General features: G+C 63.2%; 14 protein-coding genes. 2 read left to right on the top strand and 12 right to left on the bottom strand.

Annotated features, from left to right (window positions below; all coding sequences use genetic code 11):
* Positions 1-97: 97 nt before the first annotated feature.
* The 11 genes from ABIE33_RS23740 to speB all read right to left on the bottom strand — a co-directional run bounded on the left by ABIE33_RS23740 (position 98) and on the right by speB (position 9,896).
* Positions 98-661: an NADPH-dependent FMN reductase gene (locus tag ABIE33_RS23740; RefSeq protein WP_429130251.1), complete on the bottom strand. Its 564-nt coding sequence runs from the start codon at positions 659-661 to the stop codon at positions 98-100.
* A 122-nt stretch (positions 662-783) separates the two neighbouring features.
* A complete protein-coding gene (locus tag ABIE33_RS23735; RefSeq protein ID WP_429130249.1) occupies positions 784-1,737 on the bottom strand; it encodes a ring-cleaving dioxygenase in 954 nt (317 codons plus the stop codon).
* Positions 1,738-1,842: 105 nt separating this feature from the next.
* Complete coding sequence (locus ABIE33_RS23730) at positions 1,843-2,622, bottom strand: carbon-nitrogen hydrolase family protein (protein WP_429130247.1); 780 nt, start codon at positions 2,620-2,622, stop codon at positions 1,843-1,845.
* Complete coding sequence (locus ABIE33_RS23725) at positions 2,619-3,419, bottom strand: ABC transporter permease (RefSeq protein ID WP_429130245.1); 801 nt, start codon at positions 3,417-3,419, stop codon at positions 2,619-2,621. The genes ABIE33_RS23730 and ABIE33_RS23725 overlap by 4 nt, the downstream gene beginning before the upstream one ends.
* The gene (locus ABIE33_RS23720) at positions 3,416-4,270 is read right to left on the bottom strand and encodes an ABC transporter permease (RefSeq protein ID WP_065783651.1); all 855 of its coding nucleotides are present in this window, start codon (positions 4,268-4,270) and stop codon (positions 3,416-3,418) included. Before ABIE33_RS23720 ends, ABIE33_RS23725 begins: the two co-directional genes overlap by 4 nt.
* A complete protein-coding gene (locus ABIE33_RS23715) occupies positions 4,267-5,304 on the bottom strand; it encodes an ABC transporter ATP-binding protein (RefSeq protein WP_429130243.1) in 1,038 nt (345 codons plus the stop codon). The genes ABIE33_RS23720 and ABIE33_RS23715 overlap by 4 nt, the downstream gene beginning before the upstream one ends.
* Before the next feature lie 114 nt (positions 5,305-5,418).
* Positions 5,419-6,498: an ABC transporter substrate-binding protein gene (locus ABIE33_RS23710; RefSeq protein ID WP_429130241.1), complete on the bottom strand. Its 1,080-nt coding sequence runs from the start codon at positions 6,496-6,498 to the stop codon at positions 5,419-5,421.
* 73 nt (positions 6,499-6,571) lie between these two features.
* The gene (locus ABIE33_RS23705) at positions 6,572-7,219 is read right to left on the bottom strand and encodes an amino acid ABC transporter permease (protein WP_429130240.1); all 648 of its coding nucleotides are present in this window, start codon (positions 7,217-7,219) and stop codon (positions 6,572-6,574) included.
* The gene (locus tag ABIE33_RS23700) at positions 7,216-7,884 is read right to left on the bottom strand and encodes an amino acid ABC transporter permease (protein ID WP_429130238.1); all 669 of its coding nucleotides are present in this window, start codon (positions 7,882-7,884) and stop codon (positions 7,216-7,218) included. Before ABIE33_RS23700 ends, ABIE33_RS23705 begins: the two co-directional genes overlap by 4 nt.
* 62 nt (positions 7,885-7,946) lie before the next feature.
* Positions 7,947-8,741 carry a transporter substrate-binding domain-containing protein gene (locus ABIE33_RS23695; RefSeq protein ID WP_025428168.1) on the bottom strand — a complete coding sequence of 265 codons (795 nt, stop codon included), beginning with the start codon at positions 8,739-8,741 and terminating at the stop codon, positions 7,947-7,949.
* Between the two features lie 93 nt (positions 8,742-8,834).
* Positions 8,835-9,896, bottom strand: a complete 1,062-nt coding sequence (gene speB / locus ABIE33_RS23690; RefSeq protein WP_429130236.1) for an agmatinase — start codon at positions 9,894-9,896, stop codon at positions 8,835-8,837.
* Between the two features lie 222 nt (positions 9,897-10,118).
* Here speB and ABIE33_RS23685 point away from each other — a divergent pair, with 222 nt between their 5' ends.
* Together ABIE33_RS23685 and ABIE33_RS23680 are read left to right on the top strand one after the other, a co-directional pair.
* Entirely contained in the window at positions 10,119-11,165 is a 1,047-nt protein-coding gene (locus ABIE33_RS23685; protein WP_429130234.1) for a LysR substrate-binding domain-containing protein, read from the top strand.
* Between the two features lie 18 nt (positions 11,166-11,183).
* A complete protein-coding gene (locus tag ABIE33_RS23680; protein WP_429130232.1) occupies positions 11,184-12,362 on the top strand; it encodes an aminotransferase in 1,179 nt (392 codons plus the stop codon).
* Between the two features lie 5 nt (positions 12,363-12,367).
* Here ABIE33_RS23680 and ABIE33_RS23675 read toward each other — a convergent pair whose 3' ends face one another.
* Complete coding sequence (locus ABIE33_RS23675; RefSeq protein WP_429130378.1) at positions 12,368-13,213, bottom strand: DMT family transporter; 846 nt, start codon at positions 13,211-13,213, stop codon at positions 12,368-12,370.
* Between the last annotated feature and the right edge of the window lie 70 nt (positions 13,214-13,283).

Genomic DNA, 13,283 nt, shown 5'->3' with positions numbered 1-13,283 from the left:
GGCCCGGTGTGCAACCATTGTGGATCCTCGGGTCAAGCCCGAGGATGACCAGCCGCAGGACTCCCGCGAACAGGCGACGCCCTGAGGAGCGGCAACCTTACTTGCCACTCTTCGCCCCGGCGAAATCGGCAAAAGCCTTGACGAAGGCGCGCAGGCGGTCGCTTGCATCCGTATCCGTCAGCACCTGATCCTGATCGAACAGGGTTTCCGCACGCGGCAGCATCAGCCGTTTGCCCGACCATAACTCCGCACCCAGCGTGCGCATGACGGGAAGCCAGGCGTTCTGGCTGAGGATCGTGCCGAAATTGCCCGGCGACGTGCCCGCAAGCGCAAAGGGTCGGCCACGAAACACCTTGGCGATATCGGCCGATGGCCGGCTCAGCCAATCGATCGCGTTCTTGAAAACGCCCGGCATCGAATTGTTGTATTCGGGCGTAAACAGGATCACGCCGTCGGCCGCCATAACCATCCGTTTCAGCGCGGTAACGGCCTTAGGGATTCCGTCCTTGGCTTCGACATCGCCGTCATAGAGCGGAATGCCGTGCAGCGTCGCGGTTTCGAATTCGACACCATCGGGGCGATCGGCGGCGGCAGCTTTCATCAGGCCTGTGTTGAACGACACCTTCCTGAGGCTTCCGGATATGCCGAGGATTTTGACCATGATCTGACCCTTTGTTGCTGGTTGCCGCCATCATGGGTTCACACGGCGGGAAAGCCAATGGGATCAGAGGGATATAGAACGGAAAAAGCCGGGGGCGAGCCCCGGCTTTCTGTTTTCGATCGTTACTCCAGCGGCTTCAGCCGCGCCTCGATCTGGGCCCGCTTCGGCTCCAGGAACGGCGGCAGCGACAGGCTTTCGCCCAGCGTCTCCATCGGCTCGTCGACGGCAAACCCCGGTCCGTCGGTGGCGATCTCGAACAGCACGCCGTTCGGCTCGCGGAAGTAGAGTGAGCGGAAATAGTAGCGCTCGACCTCACCGCTCGACGGCAGGCGGAAGCCCTGCAGGCGTTCGGTCCACGCCGTCAGCGCGTCCGTATCCGGCGCCCGGAAGGCGACGTGATGCACGGCGCCGGCTCCTTGCCGGGCGGTCGGCAGGCCCGGCTGAACGGCGACATGCAACTCGGCTGCCGGACCACCTTCGCCCATCGAGAACACATGCACCTGGCCCTCGCCGTCCGGCGACGGATAGCGTCTTGCTTCGGTCATGTTCATCACCTGCGTCAGCACCAGCTCAGTATTGGTGATATCAGGTACGCTGATGGTGATCGGCCCGAGACCCTTGATCTGATGCTCGGCCGGAACCGGGCTCTTTTCCCAGGGGTGCGAGGGCGAAAGTCCGCCGTCGTCGATCAGCCGGAAACGCTGGCCTTCGCCGTCCTCGAAGTCGAGCGAGGTGCGACCGTCGATTTCGGTGACGTCGCCAGCGGTCACCTTCATCTCGTCGAGGCGGCCCTTCCACCAGCGAACGCTATCGGCACTGCCGACGCGCAGGCCAGTGCGCGAGATGCTGTGCGTACCGCGGCCCTCTCGTCCGACCGGCCAGTCGAAGAAGGTGAGGTCCGTTCCCGGGCTCGCTTTGCCGTCGGCGTAAAACAGGTGATAGGCGGTGGTATCGTCCTGGTTGACGGTCTTCTTGACCAGGCGCAGCCCGAGAACCTTGGTGTAGAAGCGCAGGTTCTCTGGCGCGTTCGCCGTGATCGCCGTCAGATGGTGAATACCCGTCAGTTGCAAGCTCATGATTGCCTCCAATGTGTGGCTTTTCCGTTGAGCACAATATGGGTCGGCACGGCGATATCAAAAGTAGACAATAAAGAACGGAATGTTCTTCTGGAGTGAACGATCTCAGGCGCCGTTCAGATCGCCGAGATAGGTATTTTCTAGCCGCGAGATCGCGAAGCTTGCCGGATTGATGTCGGCATAAATCAGCGTTTCGGGGCCGGAGTCACCCTTTGCGAGCACCTGTCCATCCGGCGATGCGATGCGCGACAGGCCGGCAAAGGAGAACAGCGGGTCGGAACCGCAATGGTTGATGTAGGCGACGAAGACCTGGTTCTCGAATGCACGCGTCTGGATCATGTGATCGGTGATGAAGGTGCCCGACCATCCGGCCGGCAGCGCCGTCGGCACCAGCACCGCTTCGGCGCCCGCCAATGCCAGCCGGCGCACATTCTCCGGAAACTCGACGTCATAGCAGATCAGCATGCCGCAGGTGACGCCACGATGGACGAATAGCCGTGTCGACGGCGTCTCGGCCGTAAACAGCGACCGCTCGTAGTCGCCGTAGAGATGCGATTTCCGGTAGACCGTTGGCGTCGTATCGCCATCGACATAGACGGCACTGTTGTAGATGTCGTTGCCGTCCTGCTCGGCGAAACCGGCGATCAGCGCGATGCCATTCTCCCGCGATATCTGCGCCAGGCGTCGGACGATCAAACCATCCGCCGGCTCGGCCAGGTCGCGGATGGCGTCGCCAGCGCCATACCCGGTGAGGCCGAGTTCCGGCGTCATCAACAGCGTCGCCCCCTTGGCCGCAGCCTCCGTCGCCGCCCGAGCAACACGGTCGAGATTGGCGGCGACGTCGCCGCAGGCCGATTGCATCTGGAGGGCTGCAAGTTTCATCATTTTCCGTCCGACGACATGGCGCCCAGCAGCTTCGGCAGATCACCGAAGCGGGCAACGAGACCGAAGATCACGGCTGCCGTGGTGACGAACAGAACCGTCACGGAAGCCATGGTCGGCGTGTAGCCATAGCGAAGCGCGTTGAAGATCTTGATCGGCAGCGTTTCCATGGTGAAGCCGACAGTCATGTAGGCAACGATATATTCGTTGAGCGACAGCACGAAGGCGAACGCATAGCCCGAGACGATATAGGGCAGGATCAGCGGCAAGACGACGGTGCGGAAGATCGTGCGTTCGTCGGCCCCCATGGTTGCGGCCGCCTCGACCAGCGATCGGTCGATCGAGGTGAAGCCGAGCGACAATGTCACCAATGGCAGCGTCACAAAGAAGATCGCGTGGCTGACGACCGCCGTCCAGGGCTGGCCGTAGAAGCCGACCGTCGCCCAGAAGGTGAGCAGGCCGAGGGCGGTGATGACGGGCGGCAGCGTGAAGGGCGCGACGCCGAGCAGCTGAAAGATATTGGCCCAGGGCGCGATCCGCCGCCAGAGGAACCACGCGAGCGGCAGCGCGATCGCAACCGCGAGCGCCGCCGACAGCAGCGCCAGCGTGACGGAGGCAAAAAGCGCGCTGCGCCACTCCGGATTGAGGAAGATCTCACCGTACCAGGACAGCGAAAAACCCTGCGGCGGGAAGGCGAGCGTCTGCTTGGCGTTGACCGAGACGCCGGCAACGACGATCAGCGGCAGCGCCAGGAAAAGCCCGATCAGGAAGAAATAGGCCTTGCGAAAGATCGGGGTCATGCCGCCTCTCCCTTGCGTCCGGCAATCACGGTCAGCGCCACGAGCCCGAGCGTTACCAGCACCAGGAACACCGCCATGGCCGCCGCGAAAGGCATGTTGGACTGGTAGATCGCCTGGTCGGTGATCAGCACCGACAGCGTCCAATGCTGCGGCCGGCCGAGCAACTGCGGCAGCAGGTAGGAGCCGAGCGCGAAGATGAAGACCATGATCAGCGTGGCGGTAATGGTGTTTCTCAGCGCCGGCACAACAACGGTAAAGAAGGCTTTCAGCGGCGACGCGCCAAGCGTCCGGGCTGCCTCCGTCAGGGTCGGATCCAGCCGCACAAGCGCCGGGAAAAGCACCAGCACCGTATAGGGGAAAGCCTGGTAGACCATGCCCGTTAGCACCGCGCCGAAGCTCGGGGTCAGTGCCTTCGCCTCGCTCATGATGCCGAGCGCCACGAGAATGTTGGTAATGCCAGCCGTGCGCGAAAACAGCGTCGACCAGGCAAAGCCGATGATGACTTCCGACAGCGACAGGATCGATAAGAGCGCCACCAGCCAGACCACCTGCACCTTTCGTCCCATGCGCGTCAGCATGTAGGTAAAGGGCAGCGCCAGCACGACGCAGCAGATCGCCACGGTGATCGCGAGCAGCAACGAGAAGCCGAGCACACCGCCGAAGAAGGCGGAGAGGAAGCGCGCGTAATTGTCGAAGACGAAGGCCGGCGTGTAGAAGCCGCCCTGCTGACGCTGGAAGAAGCTGACGGCGATCATCGTGCCGAAGGGCACGACGAAGAAGATCGTCAGCATCGCCGCGGGAAAGAGAAGCGGCGCGTAATCGCCAAGGGTTTGGGGCGGTTCGCGTCTCATTTCTTCAAGACCACACAAACGTCAGGGGTGAGCGCAATGCCGACCTCCTGGCCGACGGTGACGTCTGGCCGGGCGCGCGGCGTCGAGACAGCGACGATCTGCCGGCCGGCAATGTCGACGAAGGTTTCGATCGTGCCGCCGAGATCGCGCACGAAGGTGACCTTGCCGGTCAGCGCGCCGGCACCGGGCGCGGTCAGGTGCACATCTTCAGGGCGAACCGACAGCGTTCCCTTGGAAGCGCCTGCCGGCAAGGCGAGACCGGCAATCGGCTGTCCCAGCACCTCGACGCGGCCCATGCTATCGGCCTGCACCTCGAGCAGATTGGTCTGGCCGATGAAGTCGGCGACGAAACTGTCGGCCGGGCGACGGTAGATCTCGATCGGCGACGCAGCCTGACGGATCTCGCCGCCATTCATGACGACGACCGTGTCGGCCATGGTCATCGCTTCGCGCTGGTCATGGGTGACGACGATGGTGGTGATGCCGAGCTTCTGCTGCAATTGGCGCAGCTCCACCTGCATCGCCTCGCGCAGCTTGGCGTCGAGTGCCGAAAGCGGCTCATCGAGAAGAAAAAGCTTGGGCGAGATTGCAAGCGCCCTGGCGATCGCGACACGCTGGCGCTGGCCGCCGGAAAGCTTGGCAACGGGCCTGTCGGCGTAGCCGGTGAGATGGATCATCGACAGCAACTCATCGACCCGCTTCTTCTGGTCTTCCTTTGCCGCACCGCGGATGCGCAAGGGATAGGCGATGTTCTCGCCGACGGTCAGATGCGGGAAAAGCGCCAGCGACTGAAACACCATGCCGAGATTGCGCTTGTGCGTCGGCACATGGGTGATGTCATCGCCATCAAGCCGGATCGCCCCGCCGGTCGGCAGGTCAAGGCCGGCGATCATGCGCAGAAGCGTGGTCTTGCCGCAGCCGGACGGGCCGAGCATGCAGACGAACGTCCCGTGCGGCACGTTGAGGTCGACATTGTTGACGGCTCTGAAGGATCCGAATTCCTTGACGACATTTTGAAGGGCAAGTCCGGACATTGTCTCTCCGCGGGATAGGCCCCTCCCGTTTGCGGGAGGGGTGGCAAGGGAGACGACGCCCCCTTTTCGTTTAAGCTCCGGCCCTCCCCTAAAGCGGCGGGCCAACTCTTGTCATCAGCCGACGATCAGTTCGGTCCACTTCTGGTTCAGCCAATCGGATTTGGACTGGTAGAGGTCGTAGCGCGGCACGATCGGCTCGATGTCGGACGAAACGGCTGCGAACTCCTTGTCCGTCAGGTCAGTGACTTCGCGCTTGACGGTCGGCGACGTGCCGACCTTTCGCGACAGGGTCGCCTGGATCGAAGGCTGGCACATGTAGTCGATGAAGACATGGGCTTCCTCGGACTTCTGCGACGCGCGCGACAGCGCCCAGCAACCGGAATCCTGGATGCCGCCTTCCTTCGGGAAGGTCGAGCGCACCGGATTGCCGTCGGCAGCCGCAAGGCCGGTCACGTCGTGGTAGTACTGGCCCATCGGGATTTCGCCCGACTTCAGCGACTGCTCGAACTGCGCCTCGTCGCGGTACCAGAGCCGGACGTTCGGCTTCACCTCGGCGAGCTTTTCGAAGACCTTGAGGATGCCTTCTTCGGTATCGAGCGCATTGGTGCCGCCGAAGTAGGTCTTGGCGGTCACTTCGAGCAGGAAGGAGTTGGAGACCAGCGCCAGCAGGCCCAGCTTGTCGGCGTTCGCCGGATCCCAGAAGGCGGTCCAGGAGGTCGGCGCTTCCTTGTAGACATCGGTGTTGGTCACCAGCGTGATGTACCAGGACACGGCTCCGATGCCGGCGACGCGGCCATCCGGGTACTTGTTGACGAAGCGGTCGAGCAGGTTCGAGCCGTTCTTGATCTTCGCCATGTCGATCGGCGTCCACAGCTCGGTCGACTGGCCCTTGAGCATCGCCACCTGCGACATCATCGAAACGTCAGCCGGCGCCTGGCCGGCGCGCGCGGCCTGCTCCAGCTGGACGAGCCAGGCTTCTCCGGTCGGCTCGGCAATCGATTCGACGGCGATGCCCGTCGCCTTGGTGAATTCCGGGAAGATGTTCTTGTCGAACGAGGTTTTGAAATAGCCGCCGTAAACGCCGACCTTCAGCGACTTGTCCTGGGCACGCAGCACCGAGGGCATCGCCAGCATCGAAGCGCCGGCAAGGCCTGCGCCGAGCAGCGTGCGGCGCTTGATGGAAGTGGTGATCATCGTCTGTCTCCTTTGTTTCGGCGGTGATCCGCCTTGTTCCCTGTTCTCTTTGATTTCTTGCACATTTTCGGTCTCAGTGCGCGGGTATTTTGCGCTCCAGCATCCGTGCATATTGCGTCAGCGGATAACACAGCACGAAGAAGATCACCGCAACCAGCCCATAGACCGTGAAAGGTTCGAAGGTTGCATTATTGATCGCATTGGCGGTCCTGAGAAGCTCTTCGAAGCCGATGATCGACGTCAGCGCCGTGCTCTTGATGAGCTGCACGAGAAAGCCCACGATCGGCGGCCGGGTGATCGCAAACGCCTGGGGCAGGATCACGAGGCGCAGTTCCTGCAGACGGTGCAGGCCGAGGCTGGCGCCGGCATCCCACTGGCCAACCGGCAGAGCTTCGACGCCGCCGCGCCAGATTTCGGCGAGATAGGCGCTGGCATAGAAGGTGAGCCCCAGGGCCGCGGCGGTCCACGGCTCGATGCGGAAGCCAAGCATCGGCAGGCCGAAGAACATCAGGAACAGTTGCATCAGCAGCGGTGTGCCCTGAAACAGCGCGATGTAGCCCGAGCCGAAGCGGCGCAGCCACTTCTGTTTCGATATACGGGCAAACAGGATCATGAGGCCGACGGTAGCGCCGCCGGCAAAGGCGACGATCGACAGAAGCACCGTCCAGCGGGTGGCGAAAACCAGGTTGCGCAGGATATCCCAGAAGGTGAATTCGATCATGACACGCCCGCTCCCAGTACGCGCCTGCCGCCCGCGACGAACAGACGGCGGATCGCCATCGACAAAGCGAGATAGATCAGCGTGACGACGAAATAGGTCTCGAAGGAGCGGAAGGTCCGCGCCTGCAGCAGGTCGGCCTCATGCGCAAGCTCCTGCACCGCGATCTGCGAGACGACGGCCGATTCCAGCATCATGATGATCACCTGGCTGATCAGTGCCGGAAAGATGACCTTAAGCGCCTGCGGCAGGATGATCTTGACGAACACCTGCCGTGGCCTGAGACCGAGCGCAAAGGCGGCCTCGCCCTGGCCTTTTGGCACGGCGTCGAGGCCGGCGCCGACGATCTCGGTGGTGTAGGCCGCCATGTTGAGCGTCATCGCCAGGATCGCGGCAACAATCGGATCGAGCCGAATGCCGATGCTCGGCAAACCGAAGAAGATGAAGAACAGCTGCACCAGAAACGGCGTGTTTCGGATCACTTCGACATAGACGGCAACCGCCTTGCGCAGAACCCCGTAGCGGCTGCGGCGGGCTGCGGCAAAAAGAATGCTGATCAGAATACCGAGCACGGTGGTGCAGGCGATCAGAAAGAGCGTCATCGCGGCGCCATGGACGATTGCGCCCGCGGCGTCTCGAAGCCACCCGAAATCGAGGCTGTAACCCATCGTCGCAACCTTTCCCCGAAAGGCCCACGGAGACGCAAGTCCCCGTGGGCGTCAAGTGCTGATTAGTCCTTGAGGTTTTCGGGGTTGAGCGGCGTCTTCAGCCAGGCCTCGGAGCTGGCGTTCAGCTTGCCGTCGGCCAGCATCTTGGCAACGGCGTCGTTGACGGCCGTCTTAAGCGCTTCCTCGTTCTTGTTGAGGCCGATATGCGACGGCGAGGTCAGGAGCTGAAACTTCTGTTCCGGCTTCAGCGCCTCCTGGCGGGCAAGAACCTGTGCACCGACATCGTTGCCGACGACCATCAGCTGGGTCTGGCCGGAGATGAATGCCTGGATCACGGCATTGTAGTTGTCGAAGCGCTGGATCGCAGCGGTCGACGGCGCTGCCTCGGTCAACGAGGTATCTTCCAGCGTGCCGCGGTTGACGGCGATCGTCTTGTCGGCAAGGTCGTCCTTGCCGGCGACCTTAAGCTCGGCGGGGCCGATGACGGCGATGTAGTAAGGCGCGTAGGCCGCGGCGAAGTCGATCACTTCGGCACGCTCCTTGGAAAAGCCGACGCTCATCAGGATGTCGACGCGCTTGTCGTTGAGATAGGGAATGCGGTTCTGGCCGGTGACGCTGACGAGGTTCAGCTTGACGCCGAGGCCGTCGGCGATCTGCTGGGCGACATCGACGTCATAGCCCTTGATGCTCATGTCGGCGCTGGCCGAGGAGAAGGGCGGGAAGTCCGAGAAGATGCCGACATTGATCTGGCCGGCCGACTTGATGTCGGCGAGCGCGTCGGCACGCGCGATACCGGTTGCAGCACCCAGCATCAGAGCGGCGGCGAAGGCTGCTTTCATCGTCTTGTGAAGTGTCATTGTCGTTCCCCTGTCCGGAAGCATTGTTGGTTGTGGCATTTGCTGGTCGGCCGCCGCTTCCAGTCCGGCAGCCGACAATCATTTTCTCAGGCGTCAGGCGGACTTGCCGGTCACAGCCGGGCTGAAGACCATGAGGCTGAGGATCTCGAACAGGACCTGGGCGCCGGCATGCGCCGTGTTGGTCGTCGCGTCATATTGCGGCGCGACCTCGACGACGTCGCCGCCGACAAGGTTGATGCCCTTGAGGCCGCGGATCAGTTCCAGCACTTCGCGGGTGGTAAGACCGCCGACCTCGGGCGTGCCGGTGCCCGGCGCAAAGCTCGGATCGACGCTGTCGATGTCGAAGGAGAGATAGGTCGGGCCGTCGCCGACGATCTTCTTGGCCTTCTCGATGATCGCGGGAATGCCGAGACCGGTAACTTCCTCCGCATGGATGACGGTCATGCCGGACTCGTAGGAGAACTCCCAGAGATATTCGGCCGAGCCGCGGATGCCGATCTGCACAACGCGGGTCGGATCGAGCACACCGTCGAGCACCGCGTTGCGGAACGGGCCGCCATGGTGGAACTTGGTCAGGTCGTAGGCGCCGCCGGTGTCGCAATGGGCGTCGATATGGATCATGCCGACCGGCTTCTTCTTGCCGACGGCCTTCAGGATCGGGTGGGTGATCGAATGGTCGCCGCCAACCGACAGCGGAAGGACGCCGGCATCGATGATCTGGTTGATGCGCTTTTCGATGTCGTCATGGCTCAGTTCCAGCCGATAGCGGCTCTGGAACGGCACGTCGCCGATGTCGGCGACACGCAGTTCGTGAACCGGTGCACAGCCGAGCACGTGATTGTAGGGGCCGATGCGCTCGATCGAGCGCAGCGCCCGCGGTCCGAAGCGCGAGCCCGGACGGTTGGTGACGCCGAGATCCATGGGAATGCCGACGATTGCGACCTGCAGATTGCCGAAATCAGGCTCGTCGGCATCGACGGCCATGTGCGGCGCGGTCAGGAAGGTCGGGATGCCGGAATAGGGTGCAAGGCGCGTGCCGCTCTTGGTGAAGATCTTGTCGGCGACGCGGCGGAAGGTGGGGTCGAACAGTTCGCCGCCATGGCTCTCGCCGTATTTCGCCTTGAGTTCACCAAGCTTCTTTTCGTCCCAGGCCATCCGCTCAAACCTCCGTCATGTCAGCCGGGGAATGCGCACAAAGGCGCCACAGATCAGCATCTGCAGATGGGGCCGGTTCTCTCCGGCTCTATCATGTTCCCCAGGCTTTTGCCTTTGTTGAGCGCCATTAGGTGACAAATCCTCTGGAAAATCAATTGACATTGTTATAGCGTTTCGTGTGAGAAAAATTCACATGACAACAGCCCGCCGGAACCAACCCTTTTGTCCAGCCGCCTGCCGCCCCTGAACCCCTTGCGCGCCTTCGAGGCAACGGCGCGTCGTGGCTCCGTGTCGGCTGCCGCGCGCGAACTCAACGTGACGCACGGCGCCATCAGCCACCAGATCCGCGCGCTCGAACTGTCGATCAACGCCACGCTGTTCGAGCGCGGCGGCAAGCGACTGAAACTGACGCCGCAGGGCGCGCTGCTGCTGCCCGCCGTGACCCACGCCTTTGCCGAGATCGCTGCGGCAACCGCCGCCATGACGCGCCCGACCACCAGCGGCGAATTGCGTATCACCTGCGTTCCCGCCCTGCTCTCGTTCTGGCTGATTCCGCGTCTGCATCTCTTCACCGAGCAGTTTCCCGATGTACGCCTGACGCTGATCGCGTCGAATGACGCCGCCTATCTCGATGCGCCCGATGTCGATGTCTGCCTGATCTATGGTGACGGCAACTGGCCGGGCTGCTGGTCAAAGCTCTGGAGCCGGCTGGAACTGTTCCCGGTCGTCAGCCCGACGTTGCTCAACATGCGGCCGTTGCGCTCCGTGCGCGACTTGCGCGACCATGTGATGCTGCATGGCGACGACGGGCGCGAATGGAACACCTGGCTGGCGGCAGCCGATGCCAGCGACCTCCAGCGCGGCCGCCAGCACTTCATGAGCGACGCGCGGCTTTCCACCGAAGCGGCGCTGCACAATCAGGGTGTCGCGCTCGGCGACACCATCACCGCCGGCAGCCTGATCGCGCGCGGCGAACTGATCGCGCCCTTCGACCTGACGGTTCCGGCGAACGACGCCTTTTACGTCGCCTGCCGCAACGAGGTGCTGGCCGCCCCGATTGTGCGCATCTTCATCGACTGGATGTTCTCGGCGCTGGAAAACGACCCCATGCCGGAACTGCAGACCTCGGCGCGCACGATTATTCGCAGCCGAGCCTCGAAATCCGAGCCGACAGACCGTAAATCGGTGAAGGACGGCTTTCAGCCGGTTTCAGCTCCGGCCCGCGGCCGACGCCTGGAACGCCCACAGAAACGCAAGAACAAAGCCTGAGCCATAGGAACTCCCACCATGCCGCATTTCAATCCGCTCGTCGAAAAGCTCTCGCCGCCGCCCGTACCCTCGGTGCTCGCTTGGGCGAAAAGCTACGATGGCTCCCGCGGGCCGCTGATCGACCTGTCGCAGGCAGTGCCCGGCTATCCGGCGCACCCGGATATGCTGGCATGGCTCGGCGAAGCGGCGGCGTCGACTGCCTATACCGGCTATGGCGCGATCGAGGGCGAAGCGGTGCTGCGCGAGGCCTATGCCGCGCATGTGGCAGGTCTTTATGGCGCCGCGATCACGGCCGACAACATCCACATCACCTCGGGCTGCAACCAGGCCTTCATCTCTACCGCGATGGCGATCGCCGCCGCCGGCGATACGATCCTGATGACCAACCCCTACTACTTCAACCAGGAAACGACGCTGGCGATGCTCGGCATCAACGTCGAACTGGTTCCCTGCGATGCCGGTCACGGATTCCTGCCGGAGGTGGAGGCGATCACTGCTGCGCTGCGGCCGGGCATCCGGGCGCTCGCCCTCGTTTCGCCGAACAACCCGACCGGGGCGATCTATCCGCCCGAGCTTCTATCGCGCATTCACGAAGCCTGCCGCGCCAACGGCACCTGGCTGATCCTCGACGAAACCTATCGCGACTTCCTGCCCGATGCCGCCGTGGCACCGCACGGATTGCTGCAGGTGGAAGGGTGGCAGGACAGCTTCATCGGCCTCTACAGCTTCTCCAAATCCTTCTGCATTCCGGGCCATCGCCTGGGCGCGATCACGGCAGGTCCGGCGCTGGTCGAGCAGGTCACCAAGATCATGGACAACCTGCAGATCTGCGCGCCCCGCTCGGCCCAGGCTGCGGTCGCCAAGGCCATCCCGGCGCTTGCCGATTGGCGTCTTGGCAATCGCGCCGAGATCGCCGCACGTGCCGATGCTCTACGCGATGTCATGAGCCGGTTGCAGCAATGGAAACTACAGGCGATCGGCGCCTACTTCGCCTACATCCGCCATCCGTTCCCGGATATCGATTCGCAGTTCGTCGCCGAGAAACTGGCGAAACTCGCCGGCGTCGTCTGCCTGCCGGGCGACTATTTCGGCGAAGGCCAGGAGAACTACCTGCGCTTCGCCTTTGCCAATGCCGATGCGGACACGATCCGCCAGCTGGAGGAGCGGCTCGCCGGTTTCAACCTGCCCGGTCTGTAATAGGGCTAACCCCGGCGGGCGATCAGGATGCCGACAAGCACGATCGCCCCGCCGATCGCCTGCATCAGCCCGACCGGCTCGGCGAGCAAGATCCAAGCCAGGATCGCAGCGACGACGGGCTGCAGCAAAAGCGTCAACGACGAAAACGCCGGCGGCAGGTAGGCAAGCGCATAGGTGATCGCAACTTGACCGCCCGCATGGCTGACGAAGGCCAGACCAAACAGCATCGACCAGCCGAAGAGCGTCGGAGGCAACAATGTCGGCTCGGAGAGAAGCACGATCGGCAGCATGCAGATGGCCGCCGAAGCCGTGCTCCAGACCATGATCCGGATGGTGCTGAAAAGGCTGCGCAGCCGGCCGATCGCCAAGATATAGCCCGCATAGAACATCGCAGCGATGACAGCGACGCCGTCGCCCAGCAGATTGCCGTCGGCAAGCGCCATCGGCCCGCCCTTGAGGATGATCACGCCGGCGACCGCCGTCGCAAGTCCGATGGCAAAGACCGCGCTGATGCGGGCGCGAAAAAGCAGCCAGCTCGCAAGCGTCACGAACACAGGAGCAAGGTTGGCAAGCAGGGTGGCGTTGGCAACCGACGTCTTGGTCAGCGCATAGTGCCAGGCGGCAAGGTCGATCGCGAGGAAGACACCCGGCAGCACCAGCAGCGCATATTCCGAGAGCCGCTCGGGCCGCCTGTCCGACGCGGGCGCCCCGCGAAACCAGGACCAGGCGAGAAGAGGAAGCAGCGCCAGCGCCACACGCCAGAAGGCCGTCGCCATCGGCCCGACCTCGGACAGGCGCACGAAGATCGGCGAACCGCCGATCGCAGCCCCGCCGATCAGGAGCGCGGCCATGGCAAGACGGTTATGGGATGAGGCGGTGGCGGGTGCTGAGGTCAAGTCAATGTCCGGGTGCTGGCGGGCG

The sequence above is a fragment of the Ensifer sp. 4252 genome (assembly GCF_050434565.1).
Classification (GTDB): Bacteria; Pseudomonadota; Alphaproteobacteria; order Rhizobiales; family Rhizobiaceae; genus Ensifer.
Note: the sequence above shows the minus strand (reverse complement) of the source record. Positions and strands in the feature narration are given on the sequence as shown.

Bases quoted from the DNA above. Each gene is read 5' to 3' on its own strand.
- ABIE33_RS23715 (WP_429130243.1), bottom strand. From the start codon at position 5,304: ATGTCCGGACTTGCCCTTCAAAATGTCGTCAAGGAATTCGGATCCTTC.
- ABIE33_RS23700 (WP_429130238.1), bottom strand. From the start codon at position 7,884: ATGGGTTACAGCCTCGATTTCGGGTGGCTTCGAGACGCCGCGGGCGCA.
- speB (WP_429130236.1), bottom strand. From the start codon at position 9,896: ATGGCCTGGGACGAAAAGAAGCTTGGTGAACTCAAGGCGAAATACGGC.
- ABIE33_RS23680 (WP_429130232.1), top strand. From the start codon at position 11,184: ATGCCGCATTTCAATCCGCTCGTCGAAAAGCTCTCGCCGCCGCCCGTA.
- ABIE33_RS23740 (WP_429130251.1), bottom strand. From the start codon at position 661: ATGGTCAAAATCCTCGGCATATCCGGAAGCCTCAGGAAGGTGTCGTTC.
- ABIE33_RS23725 (WP_429130245.1), bottom strand. From the start codon at position 3,419: ATGACCCCGATCTTTCGCAAGGCCTATTTCTTCCTGATCGGGCTTTTC.
- ABIE33_RS23710 (WP_429130241.1), bottom strand. From the start codon at position 6,498: ATGATCACCACTTCCATCAAGCGCCGCACGCTGCTCGGCGCAGGCCTT.
- ABIE33_RS23720 (WP_065783651.1), bottom strand. From the start codon at position 4,270: ATGAGACGCGAACCGCCCCAAACCCTTGGCGATTACGCGCCGCTTCTC.
- ABIE33_RS23675 (WP_429130378.1), bottom strand. From the start codon at position 13,213: ATGGCCGCGCTCCTGATCGGCGGGGCTGCGATCGGCGGTTCGCCGATC.
- ABIE33_RS23695 (WP_025428168.1), bottom strand. From the start codon at position 8,741: ATGACACTTCACAAGACGATGAAAGCAGCCTTCGCCGCCGCTCTGATG.
- ABIE33_RS23705 (WP_429130240.1), bottom strand. From the start codon at position 7,219: ATGATCGAATTCACCTTCTGGGATATCCTGCGCAACCTGGTTTTCGCC.
- ABIE33_RS23735 (WP_429130249.1), bottom strand. From the start codon at position 1,737: ATGAGCTTGCAACTGACGGGTATTCACCATCTGACGGCGATCACGGCG.
- ABIE33_RS23730 (WP_429130247.1), bottom strand. From the start codon at position 2,622: ATGATGAAACTTGCAGCCCTCCAGATGCAATCGGCCTGCGGCGACGTC.